This window comes from Pedococcus sp. P2_A3 (genome assembly GCF_056405035.1).
Window position 1 is genome coordinate 1 of the sequence record NZ_JBFUCW010000025.1, and the last position, 20169, is coordinate 20169.

A 20169-nucleotide genomic window follows, 5' to 3' on the forward strand; every position below is an offset into this window, starting at 1 on the left:
CCTGCCGCCGCCCCGGCGGCGTGACCGGCCGTGCCGAGGGCGGACCCCACGGCGCTCGCGGCCGCCGCCGCCTGCGCTGCCGCCGCAGCTCCGGCACCCGGCTGGTCGTCCTCGTCATCGGCGCGGGGGACGACTGGGGCGCCCGGGGTGCCGTGGGGCTCGGCCGCGTGGTCGTCCGCGGTCTGGGTCGCCCCGGTCGCGAGACCGGCCCCTGCGGTCAGGGGAGCCAGGGGCTGGGTGGGGGTGGGTTCTCCGGCCGGTGCGGTCGCTCCCCACTGCTCGTGCGGGGGGACTGGCGGCGGGGGCACTGAAGACGGGGTTACTGAAGACGGGGTTGCTGACGACGCTGTGGCAGGGGGTGCGGATGCGAGAGCGGCGTCGAGGTCGTCCATCGGCAGGGCGATGGTGCGGCTGGTGCCGTCGTCGACCGGGTGGGCGCCACCGATCCCCTGCACCTGCGCCATCGCCCACGGGGCGATCTGGGTGGCGAAGTCGCCCGGCGTCAGCGGGCCCTGGTCCTCGTTGAGGGTCAGCCGGCAGAGGGCATCGAGGTCGCCGGGCACACCTGCCGCGATCTCCGACGGGGCCGGCACCCCGCCGACGACGTGGGGAGCCGACTCTAGCCCGGCCACGTGGCCGGGCAACGGCCAGCGACTGGTCAACGCGGCATACGTGATGGCCACCACGCCCACGGCGTCGGTGCGGGCCGCCCGGACGGCGTCGACGTCGTCGTCGGTGGCCATCGCCGCGGTGGTCGCGACCCCGCGCACCTTGATCGTGCCGTCGTGGGCGCGCAGCACCGAGTGGGGGGTGAGCCGGAGGTGGTGCAGGCCGCGACCGCGCGCCGCCTCGAGTCCCGTCGCGGTCTCGCCGGCGATGCGGCGGACCTCCTCGGCGGGCAGGCCACCCTGCTCGAGCAGGTGGGCCAGGGTCTGGGCGTCGTTGATCGCCTCCTCGACGAAGAACGCGATGCCCTCGGAGCGCCCGACGTCGAGCACCCGCACGAGGCGGTGGTTGTCGAGGCCGGCCGCCCGGCGAGCGGCGTCGAGCGTGGTGTCGGCGTGGGCTTCCTGCTCGGAGAAGCAGACGATGACCACGTCGCGCTCGAGGGTCGTGTCGTGGGCCGACCAGCGCTCGGCGTTGGGCAGCTTCTCGAGCCGGCGCTGCACCGCGTAGCGGCCACCCAGCACCGTCGAAGGGCCTACCCCGTGCACGCTGCCTCCTACGGTCTCGATCACCACGACACGTCCCCTGCCCCGGCTGAACCAGCCAGCTGCGGCCTCATCCTAGGCCGTGTGGATCAGGACGGGCGTCGACGCAGGCGCCGCACCAGCGGGTCGAGGAGCAGGGCGACCTCCCGGACTCGCATGACGTGGGCGAGCGTGAGCGCGATGACGACGAAGGCTCCTCCACCCACCACGGCCTCGACCAGCGCGCCGGTCCAGGACCGACCGTCGACTCCCGCCGCCTCCAGCGCCCGCACGCCCAACCAGGTCAGGATCCCGGCGACGGCGGACGCCAGCACCAGCCGCACGTAGCTGCGGATGCTCGCCTGCAGGTGCAGCGGCCCGAGGCGGCGGCGCAGCAGGACGAACCCGAGCAGCGCGGCAGCGAGGTTGCTCAGGGTCTGCCCGAGGCCCACCACGATGCCGGTGTGGACCGGGTCGACGGTGGCCGCGACCAGGTTGGCGACGGTGGCAACGACCGTGACGACCACCTGCAGGCGGAACGGCGTCCTGGCGTCCTCGTAGGCGTAGAAGACCCGTTGGATCAGGTAGAGCCACCCGAACGGGACCAGGCCGAGCATCATCGCGATCATCACCCGCCCGATCGCGGCGGACTCCTGCGGGGTGTTGTCGAAGAAGGCCACCCGCGCGGCCTGCGTGCCCAGCACCACCATGGCGACCGTGCCCGGGACGAGCAGCACCGCCGGCATGCGCAGGCCGCTGCCGAGGTCGGCCACCACCGCCTCGCTGTCGCCCCGGTTGGCGGCCTGGGAGAGCCGGGTGAAGAGCGCGGTCACGAGGGAGACGGTGATGAGCGAGTGGGGGAGCATGAAGAGCAGGAAGGCATAGCCGTAGGCGGCGAGCCCCGCGCCCACCTCGTGGCGGCCCTCCAGCAGGTGGGTCGCGCGAGTCATCACCTGCGACGTCACGATGTAGCCGACCTGGCTCAGCGCGACCGCCGCAAAGGTCCATCCGGCGACCTTGGACGCGCTGCGCAGACCGACGCCGCGAAAGCCCCACACCGGGCGGTAGCGGAACCCGCTGGCGCGCAGGGGCAGCCACAGGGCCACGGCCTGAACGGCGACGCCGAGGGTGGCGGTGCCCGCGAGGATCCAGATCATGCCGGGGGTCCAGTCGGCGACCTTGACCGAGGCGGGGTAGGCCACCTTGAACCAGAGCAGCCCACCGATCGCCACCACGTTGGCCAGCGCAGGCGCCCACATGTATGCCGCGAACTGCCCGCGCGCGTTGAGCACCTGGCCGAACAGCGTGTAGAGGCCGTAGAAGAAGACCTGGGGGAGACAGATGAACGCGAACGCCACGGCCAGCCCGACCGCGTCGGAGTCCCACTCGCGGGTTGCGAAGACGCGGACCAGCAGGGGGGCGGCGAGGGTGACGAGGACGGTGGCCCCGACCAGCAGGGCCAGCGAGAGCGTCAACAGGCGGTTGACGAAGGTGTGCCCGCCGTCGTCGTGGCTCGCTGCCTTGGTGATCTGGGGGACCAGGACGGCGTTGAGGACGCCACCGGCGAGCAGGAGGTAGAACTGGTTGGGCAGCGTGTTGGCCACCTGGAACGTGTCGGCGGCGAGCCCGATGCCGACCGCGCCGCTGAGCAGCGCCGCCCGACCGAAGCCGAGGACCCGGGAGACCACGGTGCCCGCGGCCATGACCGCGCTGGACCGGGCGAGGCTGCGCTCGCCCGCGGGGACGTCGGTCATGCGGTGCGGGCCTCTCGAGGGAGCTGGTCGGTGGGCGGTCGAGGCGGGCCGGGGGTGGTGGGTCCGGCCGGTGACGCCACGGCGGAGGGGGTGGCCTTCGCGTCGGGTCGGGTCCGGAAGGTCCGCACGATACCGAGCAGCAGGATGACGACGGCCACCCCACCCAGGCCCCAGTAGATCCAGTGACCGGTGGGGGTGACCCTGACCTGGACGTCGGCACCCTGCCCGATGACCGTCCCGTCGGGGGTGGTCAAGGTGGTGCGGAGGGGCACCGGTCCGGCGGCCAGCGCCGTCACCCGGACGCTCACCGTGGCCCGGCTGCGCGGCCCGATCCGCAGGATCGGCGGCTGGCTGTCGATGCGCAGCCGGGGGTTCGACGCCTCGAGGGTCAGCTTGACGTGGTCGACCGGGACGGCGAGGTCATTGGTCACGGTGATCTGCAGCCGCCCGGAGTCGGCGAGGAAGTTGATGGTGCTCGCCGACACCTTGACGGCGGTGGTGGTCTGCCTGGCAGCCGCCGAGACCCGTCCGCTGAGCGTGTTCCAGGCCGTCGGCGCGGCCCGCCAGCGGGTGGAGGCGAGCTGTTCGGCGGCCCGGGTCCAGGTGCGCAGGAACGCGTCGCCGTCGTCGCGGATCTGGGCCACGCCACGCACGGTGCGCACGGTCTGCTCGAGCTGGGCGACCCGCGCCGTCGTCAGCACCGCTCGTCCCCCGGTGGCGGGCACGGTCGGGCGGGTGACCGGGGCCGCCGGCGTCGGGACCGCGCGGCGGGCCCTCGACAGCGCGGCGTCGGTGGTCGTGGGCGTCAGCCACGGGATGCTCTCGGCGGCCGCGAAGAAGGTGCGGGCCGCCGTCGGGTCGGGGTTGAACGACCGCGGCGCGGCGACGAAGACACTGCGTCCCTCGGTGCCGGGCAGCTCGTTGAGCAGGGCGACGGAGTCGGCCACGAACTGCTGGGTGCTGAGGACTGCGTCGGCCGGTGAGGAGGTGCGAGCCAGCAGCCGGCTCAGCGCGTCGTCGTAGGCGAGCAGGGGCAGTCCCGTCGTGCTGCGCTGCTCTGCGTTCGGGGTGCCGACCGCGTCGGGCGAGCCCAACACCGAGCTCGAGGTGACCTGGCCGGCCAGTCCCGGTGACTGGAACAGCCGGCGCAGGGCGGTCTCGCGGGTGGTCGTGTACCCGCCGTCGGCCGGCCACGCGACGTCGGAGCGGCCGCGCAACGCCGTGGCCACCGTGCTGGAGCGCTCCACGAAGCTGCGGATCAGCGCCTCACCGCTCGGCGCCCCGGCCACCGCGGCCAGGTCGGCGTCGGTGTCGGGCAGCACCCACGGGTGGTGCCGTGCGGCCCCCTGGGTGATCTGGGCCTCGGTGGCGGCGCGGACGGTGCTCTCCTCGCGGCCCGCGGGGGAGCCGGGCTCCAGGTCGACCGCGTCGGGGAGCAGGCTCGGGGTCAGCGTCGGGTCGACGGCCCACGTGACGTCGGCGTCCTCGGTCGCCTGGATCACCCGCGAGACCCGCGAGCCGGCAGAGAGCGCCTCGCTCCAGGCGGTCTCCCGGGCGGCCCCGCTGCCCCCGAAGAGGTTGGGGTCGGGGTCGAGGGTGAGCGGCACGGCCCAGCTGATCGACATGGGTTGGTACTGCTTGGTCTGCTGGTAGCCGGCAAACGTGCGGACGCTCGTCGCCCCCGATTGCACGCTGATCGGGATGGCGCCGTAGGTGGCCTCCCCGAGTGAAGCCAGCTTGGCGACCCGCACCGAGAAGACCGCGCTCGCGCCGGCGGCCAACGTGCCGGCCAGCCTGGTCTGCCCCACCACCTTGCCGGTGGCCGGCCCGGTCTGAGCCGCCCAGTCACCGACCGCCTTGCGGGTGGGCGCCATCGAGCCCATCACCACCGAGATGACCGGTCGCAGCAAAGGGGTATCGGTGTCGTTGTGCATCGTCCCGGTGACCACCAGGTCGTCGGCGGCCTTCGCGACCGCGGGGGTGACGGAGCTGAGCTCCAGGGTGACCTCGCCCGCGGACGCGAGGGACCCGGCCTGCGAGACCGTCGCCCCCGTCGCCCCGGTCGCCACAGCCGGGACGGCGAACCACGCGGGCACGGCCAGCGCCGCCGCGGCGAGCACGCGGCATACGGGTATGCGGTGCATCACCCGTCTCCGGCCAGCCGCTGCCAGGCCTGCCTCGCGATGCGCCGCTCGTTGGGGAAGGTGAGGTGCTCGTGGGCCTCGCGCAACGGCAGCCAGGCGACGTCGATGGCCTCGTGGTCGGGGTCGTTCTCGATGGTGAGGTGACCGCCGGTGGCCTCGAGCAGGTAGTGGTGCACGAACTTGTGGATGCGGCGCTCGCCCGTGGCGAACCAGTAGTCGATGGTGCCGAGCTCGGTGAGGACCCGGCCCTCGATGCCGGTCTCCTCCTCCACCTCGCGGGCCGCGGCCTGCTGGAGGGTCTCGCCGTTCTCCATGTGCCCCTTGGGCAGGCACCACTCGATCCGGCCGGCCCGGTTGCGCCGGGCGATCACCGCGATCCGCGCGACGCCGTCCTGCACGTCGACGACGATCCCCCCTGCGGAGCGCTCCTCGACCGCGGGCAGCCGGGGCCGGCCAGGCGCCAGCCTCTCGGGGTCGCGGGCGGGGGAGGTCACCGTGCCACTCTAACGAGCGCCTACCCTTGACCTCCGTGTCCACCGCTGATCCCCGCGAGCCGCAGGCCGAGCTCCTCCGCCGGGCCACCGCGCACCTCGCGCCGATCGTGCCGCTGCTGACCGAGCTCGGTGGGCTGTTCAGTGCCGGAGGACACGAGCTGGCCCTCGTGGGTGGTCCGGTGCGCGATGCCTTCCTCGGGCGGGTCTCGCCCGACCTCGACTTCACGACCAGCGCCAGCCCCGACGAGGCGCTGGCCATCCTGCGCGCGTGGGGCGACGCGCACTGGGACATCGGTCGCGAGTTCGGCACCATCGGCGCTCGCCGCGGGGACCACGTCGTCGAGGTCACCAACTACCGGGCCGACGCCTATGACGGCCAGACCCGCAAGCCCGTGGTCGCCTTCGGTGACAACCTCGAGGACGACCTGGTGCGCCGCGACTTCACGGTCAACGCGATGGCCCTGCGCCTGCCCTCGATGGAGTTCGTCGACCCGTTTGCCGGGTTGGCCGACCTCGCCGCCCGTCGCCTGCGCACGCCGGGGCCGCCCGAGGTGTCGTTCGGGGACGACCCGTTGCGGATGATGCGGGCCTGCCGGTTCGCGGCCCAGCTCGGCGTCACCCTCGCGCCGGAGGTGCGCGCCGCGATGACCACGATGGCCGCCTCGATCGACATCGTGTCGGCCGAGCGGGTCCGCGACGAGCTGACCAAGCTGCTGCTCGCCGCATCCCCCCGCGCGGGGCTGCGGCTCCTGGTCGACACCGGGCTGGCCGACCACGTCCTGCCCGAGCTGCCCGCCTTGCAGCTCGAGATCGACGAGCACCACCGCCACAAGGACGTCTACGAGCACTCGCTGACCGTCCTCGACCAGGCCATCGCCCTGGAGGGACCGCCCGACGGGCCGGAGTCCTCGGTGCCCGGCCCCGACCTGGTGCTGCGGCTGGCCGCCCTGCTCCATGACATCGGCAAGCCGGCGACCCGGCGGTTCGAGTCCGGCGGTGGCGTCTCGTTCCACCACCACGAGGTGGTCGGCGCGAAGCTCACGGCCAAACGGCTCAAGGCCCTGCGCTACGACAAGGACACCGTCAAGTCGGTGACCCGGCTGGTGGAGCTGCACCTGCGGTTCCACGGGTACGGCGACGGCGCGTGGACCGACTCGGCGGTGCGTCGCTACGTCACCGATGCCGGTCCGCTGCTCCAGCGTCTGCACCGGCTCACCCGCTCGGACTCCACGACCCGCAACGCCCGCAAGGCCGCCCGGCTGTCGCAGACCTACGACGCGCTCGAGACGCGGATCGAGGCACTGATGGAGGCCGAGGAGCTGGCCAAGGTGCGGCCCGAGCTCAACGGCACCGAGATCGCCGAGGTGCTGGGCATCCGTCCCGGCCCGGTACTCGGCCGCGCCTACTCCTTCCTGCTCGAGCTCCGGCTCGACCAGGGCATGCTCGGCCGCGACGCAGCGGTGGCCGCGTTGCAGGAGTGGTGGGCCCAGCAGCCCGAGTCGGGGTAGGGGCTGCGGGAGCAGGCGGCCGACGGCTCGTACCGCGCCGCGAGATGTGGTGGATTGCGAGTGAAGAGGGGGGTTTTGCCGGTTTGCCCTCGTGTGGGAGCCTTGCCCCTGACTGCGTCGGCGCGCGTCGGCAGGGTGGGGAGTGGTCGGTAGGGGAGTTCTCCCCATTGGCCGAGGTCGCCATCGGGCCTAGCCTGCGCGGTGCAGTTCCCGGTCGCCGACAGGTTCTCCCGAAAGGTCCCGATGCCCACTCTGAAGTACCCGAGCGCGCAGTTCCCGGGCCCGCCGTCGGTCACCGTCGACATCCCCGACGGCTGGGCTCCGGTGCGCGTGCCCGGCACGCTGCTGGCCGCCCGTCGCACCGACACCGGTGGACGGTTCGCCCCCAACGTGGTGGTCCGGGGCTTCACCCGGTCGGGTGACTTCACCATCGGGCGCGCGCTCTCCGAGCTCAAGTCCTACGTCGAGGACCGCACCGACGGCGAGATGGACGCCCCGTTCGCCCTCGAGATCGAGTCGGTCCCCTTCGTCGGCGTCAACGTCTCGTGGACCGACGAAGCCGTGGGCGACGTCGTCCAGGCCCACCTGTTCGCGGGCGCGCGCCGCGGCCAGGTCGTCGACCTCCTGCAGGTGACCGGGTCGGTCGGGGGCGAGCAGGTCGACGTCGAGTACGAGTCGCTCCAGCAGCTCATGCAGACCGTCCGGGTCACCCGGTGACCACCTCCGGGGCCCCGCACGGCGCGGGCCTGACGGTGCGGGCCGGCGCCGCGACCGACGTGGGTCGGGTGCGGCAGCACAACGAGGACAGCGTGCTGGCCGACCGCACGGTGTTCGTCGTCGCCGACGGCATGGGCGGGCACGCGGCCGGCGAGGTCGCGAGCCAGATCGTCACCGCGACCCTCGGCGAGCTCGCCGACGCACCGGTCCGACGACGCGAGGACCTCGTCGAGGCGCTGGCGCTGGCCAACCGGCGCATCCTCGAGTCGGTCGCCCAGCACCCCGAGCAGACCGGCATGGGCACCACGGCCGCCGGGCTGGCCGTCGTCAGGGCCGGTGGCTCGGACCACTGGGCCGTCTTCAACGTCGGCGACTCCCGGGTCTACCGGTTCGTCGACGGCCAGCTGCGCCTGGTGACGGTGGACCACTCCGAGGTGCGCGAGCTGATCGACGCCGGGCTGATCACCGAGGAGGAGTCGGCCCGCCACCCGCTGCGCAACGTCGTGACGCGGTCGATGGGTTCGGAGTCGTTGCCGACGCCTGACATCTGGGTCTTCCCGCCGCACGCCGGCGAGCGCTTCGTGATCTGCTCCGACGGCCTGTCCAACGAGCTGAGCACCGACCGCATCCGCCAGATCGTCGCCGAGCACGATGACCCCCAGACCTGCGCCGAGGCCCTGGTCGCGGCCGGCGTCGACGCCGGGGGGCGCGACAACGTGTCCGTGGTCGTGGTGGCTCTCGACTCCGACGACGACGACCTCGACGACATCGACACGGCGCCGCGCACGGGAGCCGGGGCGGCGGGCGGTCACGGATGACGGCGATCCCCATCGAGCTGCCCGACGAGCCTGGGTGGTCGACCGTTTCGGTCGGCCACCTCCACGTGCTGGTGCGTGCGGGCGGTGCGTTGGTGGACCGCGTCCGTGCGGCCGCCCAGGAGGGCGACCTCGACGACGTGCTCGACGCGCTGTCGGCCGACGGGGTGCGGGCCACGCCCGACTTCGCCGCCGTCCTCGAGGGGTCACCACTGCGGGTGGTGACCCGCGGCAGTGCGTATGCCGTCGCCTCGCGTCCCGGCGGAGCCACCGACGAGCTCCGGGCCACCGGGCGGGGGCCGTGGGCCGACCAGGACGCGGACCACGACGTCACGGCGCTGACCCTCCGGACCGGTGCGGCCGCGCCCCCGGCGCTCGCCGACGAGGCATCGGCCCGTGTCGCCGACACCCAGCTCCCCCCGGCCGGTGGGGCTGGGTCAGGTGACGGGGCCGGCTGGAGGCTGCCCAGCGTCTTCGGTCGGGGACGGGCCGAGGAGCCCGCGTCCGAACCCCCGGCCGCCCCGCCGTCCGCGCCTCCTGCCGCCGAGCCCACGGCTGCCGCCGAGCCCACGGCTGCCACTGCCGGGGCGGCGCTTGCGGGGCCGGTCGCGGAGGACGCGGTCGTGGCGGAAGAGCTCGTGGAGGAAGCGGTCGCGGAGGTCGGTGAGGTCGAGGACCTGCCGAGCTACGACCACCTGTTCGGCGCCACCCAGCACGACCGGCCCTCGTATCTCGAGAAGCACGACACCCAGGGGATCAGCGAGCCGCCCATCGGTCACGCCCCGATCGAGTCGGCGGGCGGCTTCGACCCCCGCGACTCGGTCGCCGCGCAGGAGCCTGCCCACCCCGAGCAGACGCTCGCCCCGCCCCGCGACACCCTGCACCCCGGTGCCGTGCCGCCGGCCACCCCGCCGACGGCCACCCCACCACCCTCGGCACCGCCGAGGGGCGGTCTCATCGACTCCGTCCCGTGGCGCAGCGGCGGCTCCAACGTGCCCGCTCCTGACCCCTCCCCCCGCGAGGAACCCCGCCGGCCCGACGTTCCTGCAGCCCCGCCTGCCGCTCCGTCCGCGTCGGCGCCCGCCGCTGCCCGCCCCCAGCCAGGCGCGGTGGCGGCCCCGCACTCCGCACGGCCCGGCAGCGTGCCGTTGCCCCCGGCACCGTCGGCCCGTCCCCCCGCCGGCGCCGCCCCGGTCGCGAGCCCGGCCCCGCCGCTGTCCGCAGTGCCCTCGACCCCCTCAGTGCCCTCGACCCCCGCGATGGCCGCAGCGGGCGACGACGCCGAGGCCACGGTCGACCGCAGCGCGCTGCTGGCGGGCCGGGCCCCGGTGAGCGGCCCGACGGTGCTGGCCGTCCTGTGCCCGGCCGGCCACTCCAGCCCGCCGCACTCCGGGGTGTGCCGGTTGTGCGGCCGTGAGATCCCGCCCCAGCAGCCGTTCCAGACCGCGCGACCGCCGTTGGGCCTGTTGCGGCTCGCGTCCGGCGACGTGGTGCAGCTCGACCGGGGGGTGCTGCTGGGTCGCTCGCCGAAGGTGAACGCCGAGCTCGCCGCGGCCGACCGACCCCACCTGGTCAAGGTGGCTTCCCCGCAGAACGACATCTCCCGCAACCACGTGGAGATCGTGCTCGAGGGCTGGCACGTCCTCATCCGTGACCTCGGGTCGACCAACGGCACGACGGTCGCGCTCCCCGGCCAGCACCCTGTGCGGCTTCGTCCCAGCGACCAGCAGGTCATCGAGCCCGGCACCGTGATCACCCTCGCCGACGAGGTCAGCCTCACCTACGAGGTGGGCTCGTGAGCACCTCGACCCCGCCCGAGATCCCGGGCCTGGTCTACGTCCAGCCGGTCGGGTCGGGCGGGTATGCCGACGTGTTCCTCTACGAGCAGCAGATGCCGCGGATGAACGTCGCGGTCAAGGTGCTCAAGGGTGAGGGGCTGACCCCGGCCATCCGGCGCCAGTTCGCCGACGAGGCTGACACCATGGCCCAGCTGGCCGACCACCCCTACATCGTCCAGGTGTTCCGGGCCGAGACCTCGGCTGACGGGCGCCCGTACCTCGTCATGAAGTACTACCCGCCGCCGAACATGGCGATGCGGGCCCGCTCGGAGCGGTTCACGGTCGAAGAGGTGCTGCGCATCGGCATCCAGCTCGCCAGTGCGGTCGAGACCGCCCACCGGGCCGGCATCACGCACCGTGACATCAAGCCGGCCAACGTGCTGGTCAGCCAGTACGGCGCCCCGGGCCTCACCGACTTCGGCATCGCCGGTCGTGGTGGCGCCGGCGCGGAGGAGGAGAACGACGACGTCGGCGTCTCCGTGCCGTGGGCACCCCCCGAGGTGCTGTTCGGCCAGTCGAACGGCGACGCGCGCGCCGACGTGTACAGCCTGGCCGCCACGCTCTGGCAGCTGCTGGTGGGTCGCTCGCCCTTCGAGGTCGGTGGCGGTGACAACTCGGCCTACGCCCTGATGCCCCGCATCCGGTCGAACCCCGTGCCGAGCACGGGTCGTGCCGACGTACCGGTCTCGCTCGAGCGCCTGCTCGGGCAGTCGATGGCCAAGGACCCCGGCAACCGCCCGGCCACGGCGCTCGCCTTCGCCCGCGCCCTGCAGGAGATCGAGCAGGAGCAGCGGTTCCCCCGCACCGCGATCGTCGTGCTCGACGAGCAGGGGCAGACGACCCTGGCCGACCAGACGCCCGCACCCGGGGGTGACGAGGACGACCGCACCCGGGTGCGCAGCCCGCAGGCGGTGCGCAGCGCCCAGGCGCTGCCGCAGCCGCGACCCAGCCGGACGGCATACCCGCCGCTCAGTGGATCGACGTCGATCCCGGCCGCCGGGCAGACCACCGTGACCTCACCCCGCCCCGGTCAGGCGACCTCCGGGGTGCCCGACGACGTCGCCGAGGAGGGCACGATCCGGGTGGACCGGTCGCGCGCGGCGACCGCAGGCAGCGCGGTGGGCGCGGCAGGCGCCGCGGTGGGCACGGCAGGCGCCGCCGGCCCCGTCGCCCCGGGCCCCGAGCCGGCCGCCGCCGACGTGCAGCGCCACGAGATCAGCCCGGCGATGCTGCTGACCGGCGTCACCGTGGTGGTGGCGGTGCTCGCGGCCATCGCCCTGTGGGCGGTCTTCGGTCGCGGCGACGGTGGCCCGGTCGCCACGCCGGCCAGGACGGTCGCCAGCCAGACCGACGACGACCCCGTCGCCATCGCGCCGGTGCCGACCATCTCGGCCCGGGGCACGACGGGTGCGGTGGCCTTCTCGTGGACCTACCCGGGAGCCCGGAAGGGCGACGTCTACCGGTTCCGCAGCGCACCGACCGTGGACGCCCTCACGGACGCGGTCTTCGCCAAGGCCGCGACGACGACCAGCGTCGTGAAGGCGGCCAAGGGCACCCAGGTCTGTGGCCAGGCCCGGGTCATCCGCAGCGGGTCGGAGTCCAACTGGTCCACGCCGCAGTGTGAGAAGGCGGGGTAGCGATGGGTGTGACCGTGGACTTCTGTGGGGAGCTCTTCGTGGCCGAGGGGTCGCGTCCGCTCACCATCGGTCGGGTCGGCGACGTGGAGATCGACGACAACCCCTACCTGCACCGCAACTTCCTGCAGATCGTCGAGGAGGGCGGTCTGTGGTGGCTGGCCAACGTCGGCACCACGCTGACGGCGACCGTGGCCGACAAGAAGGGCCTCTTCCAGGCCTGGCTCAACCCCGGCGCCCGGATCCCGTTGGCGCTCGAACGCCTGACGGTCTGGTTCACGGCCGGACCGACCACCTACGACTTCGACATCCTCGTCGACTCGCCCGCCTTCACCTCCACCGGCACGGAGGAGGTGGTCGAGGACGACGCCACCGGCGAGACGACGGTCGGGCGGGTGTCCTTCACCCCCGACCAGAAGCTGCTCATCGTGGCGCTGGCCGAGCCCTTCCTGCGACGCGGGCAGACCGGCGTGGCCCAGATCCCGTCGTCGGCCGACGCCGCCGCGCGGCTCGGCTGGAAGGTCACGAAGTTCAACCGAAAGCTGGACAATGTGTGTCAGAAGGTCGCAGATGCTGGTACACGTGGTCTGCACGGGGGGCCGGGGAAGCTCGCAAGCAACCGCAAGGCGAGGCTGGTCGAGCATGCGCTGTCGACCCGTCTCGTGACTGAGCCTGACCTGGTGCTGCTCGACAGCATCACGGACGGCAACCAAGGGGAGTAGGTAGTAGTGGGTCCGATGTCGACTCGACGGGTGGGGGTGGCGTCCGGTCTCGTGGTGGCGCTTGCCGCGACGAGCCTGACGTTCTTCGCGGTCACGTCCAAGGGCGAGACCGTGCACGAGACCGACCTCAGCGACGGCGGGGTGTGGGTCTCCTCGGCCAAGGACGCACGGTTCGCGCGGGTCAACAAGGCGGTGGGCCAGTTCGACGGCGGGGTGGTCGCCTCGAGCGGTCCCGGTGAGCCGGTCGACATCCTCCAGGACGACAACGCGGTCGCCGGCCTGGAGTTGGGCTCGGGGGCGTTCACGCCCATCGAGCCCAAGTCCGGTCGCGTCGACGAGGCGGGCGGCACGGCGGTGCCGGCGGCCCGTCCCGGCACCAACCAGACGGTCTTCGTCCCGCGCACGGTCGACCTGCGCGGTGGCACCGTCGCGATGGTCGAGCCCCGCGACGGCCGCGTGTGGGGCCAGACGTACGACCACGAGGCCGGGCTGGGTTCGCTCGACGGGATCAGCGCCACGGCCAAGCCGCTGGCCAGGATCGGCGCCGTGGCCGCGGTGGCCGTGGACGTCAGCGGCGGCATCCACGCCGTGTCCGGCGCCACCGGCACCGTGGTCTCGATCCCCCGGACGCCCACGGGTTTCGGCAAGCCCGTCACCGAGAAGATCGCCCTGAAGGGCGCGAAGGTCGTCGACATCACCGCCGTCGGCACCCGCTGGGTCGTCTACAGCGCCGACGCCGACCAGCTGTGGTTCCAGGGCAGCGACCGGCCCGCGGACGGCGGCACCGCGCGCGAGGAGGGCAAGCCCGCGTATGCCGCGTTGCAGCAGCCCGGTCCGGACGCCGACTCCGTGGGCCTCCAGGACGCCACGACGCTGCGGCTGATCGGGTTCGGTGGGGGCAGCGCCGAAGGAGGCGTGCAGGTCACCATCGGTGACAACGAGACCCCTCCGCAGCCGTCCCGGCCGCTGCGCACGGGGTCGTGCATCCACGCGGCCTGGGCGAGCGTGGTCACCAACTACTACGGCAAGGACTGCGGCGCCGGCCGCCCGGTGCCGGCGGTGTCGATCGAGCGCAAGACCAAGGAGTCCGTGCGCTCGGGCGTCGCGCTGCGCACCAACCACGGCCTCGTCGTCCTCAACGACCTCGACGGCGGTGAGGTCTGGGACCTCGAGAGCAAGCCGAAGAAGCTCGATGAGTGGGACTCCCTCATCCCGCCACCGCAGACCAGCAAGGACACCAAGAAGAAGGACGAGAACCTCATCGACGAGACGTCGGTGTCGCAGCCCCCGACGGCCAAGCCGGACAACCTCAAGGCCCGGCCGGGCCGCACGTCCAAGCTGCACGTCCTCGACAACGACACCGACGCCGCCGGCTCGGTGCTCGCGATCTCCCCCGACGACCTGTCCCGCCCCGACATGTCGGGGGTGACGGCCAGCGTCGCCGCCGACGGCCAGAGCATCGACATCACCGTGCCGGAGGAGCCGGAGCGCCAGTCGTTCTCGTTCACCTACAAGATCAACAACGGCAAGGCCCCGCAGAAGTCGCAGGCCAAGGTGACCGTGACCCTCGTCCCCGACGAGGTCAACTCGCCCCCGACCCTGCGCCCCGGGACGGCGAACCTGTCGAAGACGGTCTACCCGGTCATCGCCGGCAAGCTCCTCCCGGTGCAGGTCATCGGCGACTGGCGCGACCCGGAGAGCGACTCACTCAGCCTCGAGGCGGTCGCCGACGGGTCGTCGGTCGACGGACTCGGCCGCCTCAACGTCCTCGCCCCGCTGAAGGCCGGCACCCAGGGTGTCGAGTACTCCGTCAACGACGGGCGGGTCGGCGCGAAGGGCACCGTGTCGGTGAAGGTGCTCGGTCCGGACGACAGCCTGGTCAAGCCGGAGACGCAGCCCGACGTCGTGCGCGGCGTGGTGGGCAAGCCCCTGCAGCTCGAGCCGCTGGGCAACGACATCCCGGGCGCCGACCCCACCGAGCCGGACGCCCGCATGCGCCTCAGCCGGGAGCTGCAGCCGACCGGCTCGCTGGGGGTCACGACCAACCTCGACACCGGGGTCGTCACCGTGACCGGCACCAGCGCCGGCACCTTCACCCTGAGCTACGGCGCGCAGGTGGGTGGGGGCATCGCCGCCGGCCGGATCCGGGTGGACCTCATCGCCGACCCGGACCCCGACGCCCCGCCCGTGGCGGTCCCCGACGCAGCCACCCTGCGTGACCAGACGCCGGTGCTGACCGACGTGCTGGCCAACGACTACAGCCCGCGAGCCGATGTGCTGGTCACGCGCTCGGTGTCGGTGAGCGGCAACAGCAGCTGGCTGCGCGCCTCGATCTACCAGGGTCGCTGGGTGCGCATCGAGGCACTCGACCCGGCGGGCCAGGGCAGCCGGCCGCGCACGGGCACGGTGTCGTACACGATCAGCGACGGCGTCAAGGCGACAACCGGCGAGGTGGCCGTGTCGCAGTTCCCGGCCAACGACCGCAACGTGCCCGTGGTCGGTGACGACCAGGCCGTCGTCCGCGCCCAGGACACCGTGACCATCCCGGTGAAAGACAACGACAGCATGGCCGACGGCATACCGCTCGTGCTCGACCCGGCGAGCGTCAAGGTGATCGACGGCGCCGGCGTGGCCTTCGCCTCGGGCAACGTCGTGCGGTTCGTCCCCGAGCACCGCTCGCCGACCGTCCAGGAGACCGTGACGGTGGAGTATGCCGTCTACCCGATCGGCAGCCGGGAGAAGGCGACCACCGGCCGGATCACCGTGGCCGTGATGCCGCTGCCGACCACCGGCACGCCCAACCAGGCCCCGGTGGCGCGCAGCTTCTCCACGAGCGTGACCGCGGGTGACCCGCTGACCATCACGGTCCCCTCGTCGGGGGTCGACCCCGACGGCGACAGCGTCACCGTCTCCGGGCTGGTGGGCGAGGAGGGCGGCGCCGTCGACCTCCGCTTCGGCCGGGTCACCGGGTTCGGGCCGTCGACCATCAAGTACGAGGCGTACCCGACGTCGGCCGGCACCGAGGTGCTCAACTACCAGGTCCGCGACCGCTTCGGGGCCACGAGCCAGGGGTTCGTGCGGATCGGCGTGGTGCAGCCCGGCGACCCGCAGCCGCCCGTCGCCGTCGAGGACGAGGTCCGCGCGAAGCCCGGCAAGACGGTCACGGTCGACGCGACCCTCAACGACCTCATCGCCCGCGGCGACAGCATCGACCTCGAGTACCAGTCGCCCCTCAACCCGCCGCGGGAGCTGGCCAAGTGGAAGGTCGACGAGGCCAACACCTACTTCACGACCACGGTCCCGGCCCCGCAGGCGGGGGTGCAGCACCTCACCTACGGCATCTCCAACGGGCTGTTCGACCCGTCGCGGTCGACCATCGCCGTGGTCCCCGACCCGAACGCCAAGAACCCACCGGTCGCGGTCGACGACACGGCCAAGCCGAAGCAGGGTGAGACGAGCACCCTCGTCGACGCGCTGGCCAACGACCGCGACGTCGACGGCACCAGGGAGTCGCTGCGGATCTCCTCGGTGCTGTCACCGGACGGCAAGGTCGAGAACGGCCAGGTGCGGGTCCAGGTCAAGCCGTTCCCCTACACCGTCCCCTACGTCATCACCGACGAGGACGGCCTCACCGCCATGGCGCTGATCTACGTCCCGACGGGCGAGTCGGGGCTTCCCTTCGTCGTCTCGGGCGCGCTGATCGAGATGGACAAGGACTCCACGAAGACGGTCAAGCTGGCCGACTACGTGAAGTCCCCCCGCGCTCGCGTCGTCAGCATCACCACGGCCGACAACGTCAGCGCCTCACCCAGGGACCGGCTGCGGGTCGAGGCCGACGGTCGGGACGGCCTCACCCTCACCTCCTCGGGCGGCTACGTCGGACCCGGCGCGGTGATGCTGGAGGTGAGCGACCAGGAGACCGTCGACCAGAAGGACTTCAAGACCGCGTACCTGTCGATCCCGGTGCAGATCGGGCCGAAGATCCCGTTGCTGCGCTGCCCCAGCTACACGGTGAAGCTCAACGCCGGGGGTCGCGCGCGCACGCTCGACATCCCCACCCTGTGCCACGCCTGGGTGCCGGTCGGCATGACCCTCGACGACGTGGTCTTCGAGAGCAGCTGGAAGCCCGAGCCCCCGGGTGTCGAGCTGCGCCGCAGCGGCGCCGGTGACCGGACCGTGGCCCTCAAGGCCGGCGACCGAGCCCCCAGCAGCATCAGCGGGCGGCTGGTCGTCAAGGCGCGAGGCGGACCCGAGTCGACCATCGCGGTGTCGGTGCTGGGCATCGACGGTGGTGCGGTCGACGCCAACGGCAACCCGCTGCCGAGCCTGGGCCCGCCGCGGCTGCGCCCGTTCACGGTGTCCGGCCTCAAGGCCGGCTCGTCGCAGACCATCAACCTGCGGGCCTACCTCGACTCGCCGCTGGAGCGTCCCGACTGCATCATCTCCGCCGCCGCGGTCCCGTCCGGCTCGGGCCTGCAGGTCGCGCGGTCCGGGTGCGACCTGACCCTGACCGCCGACGCGAGCGCGCGCGGCCGCACCGTGGTGGACGTCTCGGTGGCCGACGGACCGGGCCGCAACGCCTCGGGCCGCGGCACCGTCGAGATCCTCGGCAAGCCCGACGCCCCGACCGGGGTTGCGGCCGAGGCCGACCGGGTCAGCGGCGGTTTCGCTCGCGTGCGCTGGCTCCCGCCGGTGGTCGACGGTGGCAGCCCGATCACCGGGTACGTCGTCGTGGTGAAGGGTCCGGGCGGACGAGAGGTCAGCTGCTCGGCCTCCCCGTGCACCATCACCGACCTCCAGAACGGTGAGTCGTACACCTTCACCGTGATCGCCGTGAACGCGATCGGGCGCAGCCCCGAGAGCACCGTGAGCAACCCGGTCGTCCCCGACACGCTCCCGAACCCCGTCAACGGGGTGCGCATGGCCGGGCGCGGCGACCGCTCCCTGACCATCGCCTGGACTGCTCCGGCCAAGAAGGGCAGTGACGTCACGACCTACGACGTGCGCGTCACCGACACCTCCACCGGCGCGATCCGCACCGCGACCGTGCCGGCCCCGGGCCTGAGCACCACCGTCACCGGGCTCACGAACGACGACCAGCAGTCCGTCCAGGTGCGCGCCAAGAACAAGCTCGGCTTCGGGCCGTTCGGCTCGGCCGTGCGGATGCAGTCGGCCGGCACCCCGCCAGCCGTCCCGGCCCCCCGGGTAGACAACGCCGGGACCGGTCCGGCGGCGGGGTCCTCGCGACTGACCATCTCGTGGGACCCGGTGAGCCCCAACGGCCCCCCGTTGACGAAGTACACCGTCTACGAGAGCCGCGGCGGTGGTGCGTGGACCGCCATCGGCAGCACCTCGCCGGACCAGCGCACCCTGGGGCACACCACCGTGTACGACGGCGCGAGCTACCGCTACGTCGTCACCGCCACCAACGGCGCCGACCTCGAGGGACCCAAGGCGAACCCGACGTCGTTCTCCTCGATCGGCATCCCCGAGGTGCCGGGCCGGCCGAGCGTGACCACTCCGGACCCCGACCTGTCCGCCACCGTGCGCGTGTCGGTGGGTGACTCGCGCTCCGGGTCGTTCACCGCGCTGCAGTGGCGGGGCAACGGCCGCACCGGCCAGGTGAGCTGTGGCTGTCCCGAGAACAGCACCAAGCAGTTCACGTTGACCGGGATGGGCAACACCTCGCAGACCCTCGAGGTCCGCGCCTACAACGGCACCAACTGGTCGAGCTGGTCGCAGGCGAGCAACAGCTACCAGCCCTACGGCCCGACCCCGGTCCCGGGTTCGTTCAGCGGCACGCGCAGCGGCGACGACCCCGTCTGGACCTGGAACCTGCGCACCAACGGCCGCCCGATCACCGACGTGGAGTATGCCGGGTCGTTCGACGGCACCGCCGGCGCCATCGAACGGCTCCAGCGCAACGGCACCAAGGGCACCACCTACAGCCTGCGGGTGCGGGCGAAGTCCGCGGCGGGGTGGTCCGGGTGGACGGCCACGGAGTCGGTCACCATCCCCAACCCCCCGGTCATCAAGGTGACCGTCCTCAAGGGCGATCCGTGTCCCCCCGGAGGGTGCTTCACGGCCTCCGGGTCGTGCACCTCGAGCGCCTGCCACTACATCGCCGTCCGGTCCGAGAACCTCAGCGGCGGGGCCAACTGCCACTTCCAGGCGAACGGCAGCGACGTCGGGGGCTGGGTCGACATGTCGATCGGCGCCAACCAGACCAAGCAGAGCCTCAACTACTACGGGTTCCCCGGCGGCACGGTGAGCGTCAACTGCGGCGGCCACCGGGACTCGATCACCTGGTGAGCGGGGCACCCGGTCCCGACCACGCGGCATACCCACGCATCGTCAACAGACACAACGGAGAGCGACACCCATGACCGTCACCCACGACCAGGCCCAGTGGTTCGCCCAGGCGTTCACCCAGATGGTCGACAACATCGACCGGGCCGTGCTCGGCAAGCAGCACGTCATCCGCCTCGCGCTGACCTGCATGCTCTCGGAGGGCCACCTGCTGCTCGAGGACTTCCCGGGCACCGGCAAGACCCAGCTCGCCCGGGCCATGGCCGGCACCGTGCAGGGCACCAACAGCCGGGTGCAGTTCACCCCCGACCTGCTGCCGAGCGACGTCACGGGCGTGACCATCTACGACCCGGCCAAGCAGACCTTCGACTTCCACGACGGACCGATCTTCGCCAACATCGTGCTGGCCGACGAGATCAACCGCGCGTCTCCCAAGACGCAGTCGGCGCTGCTCGAGGTGATGGAGGAGGGCCGGGTCACCGTCGACGGCGTGCCCCACAAGGTGCCCGAGCCGTTCATGGTCATCGCCACCCAGAACCCGATCGAGCAGGCCGGCACCTACCGGCTGCCGGAGGCCCAGCTCGACCGCTTCCTCATGAAGACGAGCCTCGGCTACCCCGACCACGAGGCCACCGTCGCGGTGCTCGCCGACGCCAAGACCCGTGACCGCACCAAGGCGCTCGAGCCGGTCGTGACCAGCAACGTCGTCACCGAGATGGCGGCGCTCGCCGACGAGGTGCACGTCGACCCGGCGATCCTCGCCTACATCTCCCGCATCGCCGAGGAGTCGCGACGCCACGTGTCGATCAAGCTCGGCCTGTCGGTCCGCGGCTGCCTCGCGTTCGTGCGGTGCGCCAAGACCTGGGCCGCCAGCCAGGGCCGCACGCACGTCATCCCCGACGACGTGAAGCTGATCAGCCACCCGATCCTGTGCCACCGCCTGCTCCTCACCGCCGAGGCGCAGTTCGCCAACATCACCGTCGACCAGGTCATCAACCAGATCCTCTCCGAGGTGGCTCCGCCCGCCGAGCGAGTCGCCTGAGC

At 72.7% G+C, this 20169-nt stretch carries 12 protein-coding genes; 8 read left to right on the forward strand and 4 right to left on the reverse strand.

Going from position 1 to position 20169, the window contains the following annotated elements:
• The 4 genes from AC1DX8_RS17600 to AC1DX8_RS17615 all read right to left on the reverse strand — a co-directional run.
• Window positions 1-1241, reverse strand: a 1241-nt coding sequence (locus tag AC1DX8_RS17600) for a protein kinase family protein (RefSeq protein WP_477631245.1), incomplete at its 3' end; no start/stop codon positions are given.
• Between the two features lie 59 nt (window positions 1242-1300).
• Window positions 1301-2944 (reverse strand): murein biosynthesis integral membrane protein MurJ, encoded by a 1644-nt coding sequence (murJ, locus tag AC1DX8_RS17605; RefSeq protein ID WP_477631246.1) that lies wholly within the window; start codon window positions 2942-2944, stop codon window positions 1301-1303.
• Entirely contained in the window at window positions 2941-5088 is a 2148-nt protein-coding gene (locus AC1DX8_RS17610) for a DUF6049 family protein (protein WP_477631247.1), read from the reverse strand. Before AC1DX8_RS17610 ends, murJ begins: the two co-directional genes overlap by 4 nt.
• Window positions 5088-5582: an NUDIX hydrolase gene (locus AC1DX8_RS17615; RefSeq protein WP_477631248.1), complete on the reverse strand. Its 495-nt coding sequence runs from the start codon at window positions 5580-5582 to the stop codon at window positions 5088-5090. Before AC1DX8_RS17615 ends, AC1DX8_RS17610 begins: the two co-directional genes overlap by 1 nt.
• A gap of 35 nt (window positions 5583-5617) precedes the next feature.
• Here AC1DX8_RS17615 and AC1DX8_RS17620 point away from each other — a divergent pair, with 35 nt between their 5' ends.
• From AC1DX8_RS17620 to AC1DX8_RS17655, 8 genes are all read left to right on the forward strand, one after another.
• The gene (locus AC1DX8_RS17620; RefSeq protein WP_477631249.1) at window positions 5618-7090 is read left to right on the forward strand and encodes a CCA tRNA nucleotidyltransferase; all 1473 of its coding nucleotides are present in this window, start codon (window positions 5618-5620) and stop codon (window positions 7088-7090) included.
• Window positions 7091-7333: 243 nt separating this feature from the next.
• Window positions 7334-7807, forward strand: coding sequence for a hypothetical protein (locus AC1DX8_RS17625; RefSeq protein WP_477631250.1), 474 nt, complete (start codon window positions 7334-7336; stop codon window positions 7805-7807).
• The gene (locus tag AC1DX8_RS17630) at window positions 7804-8625 is read left to right on the forward strand and encodes a PP2C family protein-serine/threonine phosphatase (protein ID WP_477631251.1); all 822 of its coding nucleotides are present in this window, start codon (window positions 7804-7806) and stop codon (window positions 8623-8625) included. Before AC1DX8_RS17625 ends, AC1DX8_RS17630 begins: the two co-directional genes overlap by 4 nt.
• The gene (locus AC1DX8_RS17635) at window positions 8622-10421 is read left to right on the forward strand and encodes an FHA domain-containing protein (RefSeq protein ID WP_477631252.1); all 1800 of its coding nucleotides are present in this window, start codon (window positions 8622-8624) and stop codon (window positions 10419-10421) included. The genes AC1DX8_RS17630 and AC1DX8_RS17635 overlap by 4 nt, the downstream gene beginning before the upstream one ends.
• Window positions 10418-12097: a serine/threonine-protein kinase gene (locus tag AC1DX8_RS17640; RefSeq protein ID WP_477631253.1), complete on the forward strand. Its 1680-nt coding sequence runs from the start codon at window positions 10418-10420 to the stop codon at window positions 12095-12097. The genes AC1DX8_RS17635 and AC1DX8_RS17640 overlap by 4 nt, the downstream gene beginning before the upstream one ends.
• A gap of 2 nt (window positions 12098-12099) precedes the next feature.
• The gene (locus AC1DX8_RS17645; protein WP_477631254.1) at window positions 12100-12816 is read left to right on the forward strand and encodes a hypothetical protein; all 717 of its coding nucleotides are present in this window, start codon (window positions 12100-12102) and stop codon (window positions 12814-12816) included.
• 15 nt (window positions 12817-12831) lie between these two features.
• Window positions 12832-19128, forward strand: a complete 6297-nt coding sequence (locus AC1DX8_RS17650; RefSeq protein WP_477631255.1) for an Ig-like domain-containing protein — start codon at window positions 12832-12834, stop codon at window positions 19126-19128.
• A 70-nt stretch (window positions 19129-19198) separates the two neighbouring features.
• Window positions 19199-20167, forward strand: coding sequence for an AAA family ATPase (locus AC1DX8_RS17655; RefSeq protein ID WP_477631256.1), 969 nt, complete (start codon window positions 19199-19201; stop codon window positions 20165-20167).
• The last annotated feature ends 2 nt before the right edge of the window (window positions 20168-20169 follow it).

What these genes read in the sequence shown, in the direction of transcription:
- AC1DX8_RS17655 (WP_477631256.1), top strand. Translation starts at nt 19,199, where the DNA reads ATGACCGTCACCCACGACCAGGCCCAGTGGTTCGCCCAGGCGTTCACC.
- AC1DX8_RS17645 (WP_477631254.1), top strand. Translation starts at nt 12,100, where the DNA reads ATGGGTGTGACCGTGGACTTCTGTGGGGAGCTCTTCGTGGCCGAGGGG.
- AC1DX8_RS17610 (WP_477631247.1), bottom strand. Translation starts at nt 5,088, where the DNA reads ATGCACCGCATACCCGTATGCCGCGTGCTCGCCGCGGCGGCGCTGGCC.
- AC1DX8_RS17650 (WP_477631255.1), top strand. Translation starts at nt 12,832, where the DNA reads ATGTCGACTCGACGGGTGGGGGTGGCGTCCGGTCTCGTGGTGGCGCTT.
- murJ (WP_477631246.1), bottom strand. Translation starts at nt 2,944, where the DNA reads ATGACCGACGTCCCCGCGGGCGAGCGCAGCCTCGCCCGGTCCAGCGCG.
- AC1DX8_RS17635 (WP_477631252.1), top strand. Translation starts at nt 8,622, where the DNA reads ATGACGGCGATCCCCATCGAGCTGCCCGACGAGCCTGGGTGGTCGACC.
- AC1DX8_RS17625 (WP_477631250.1), top strand. Translation starts at nt 7,334, where the DNA reads ATGCCCACTCTGAAGTACCCGAGCGCGCAGTTCCCGGGCCCGCCGTCG.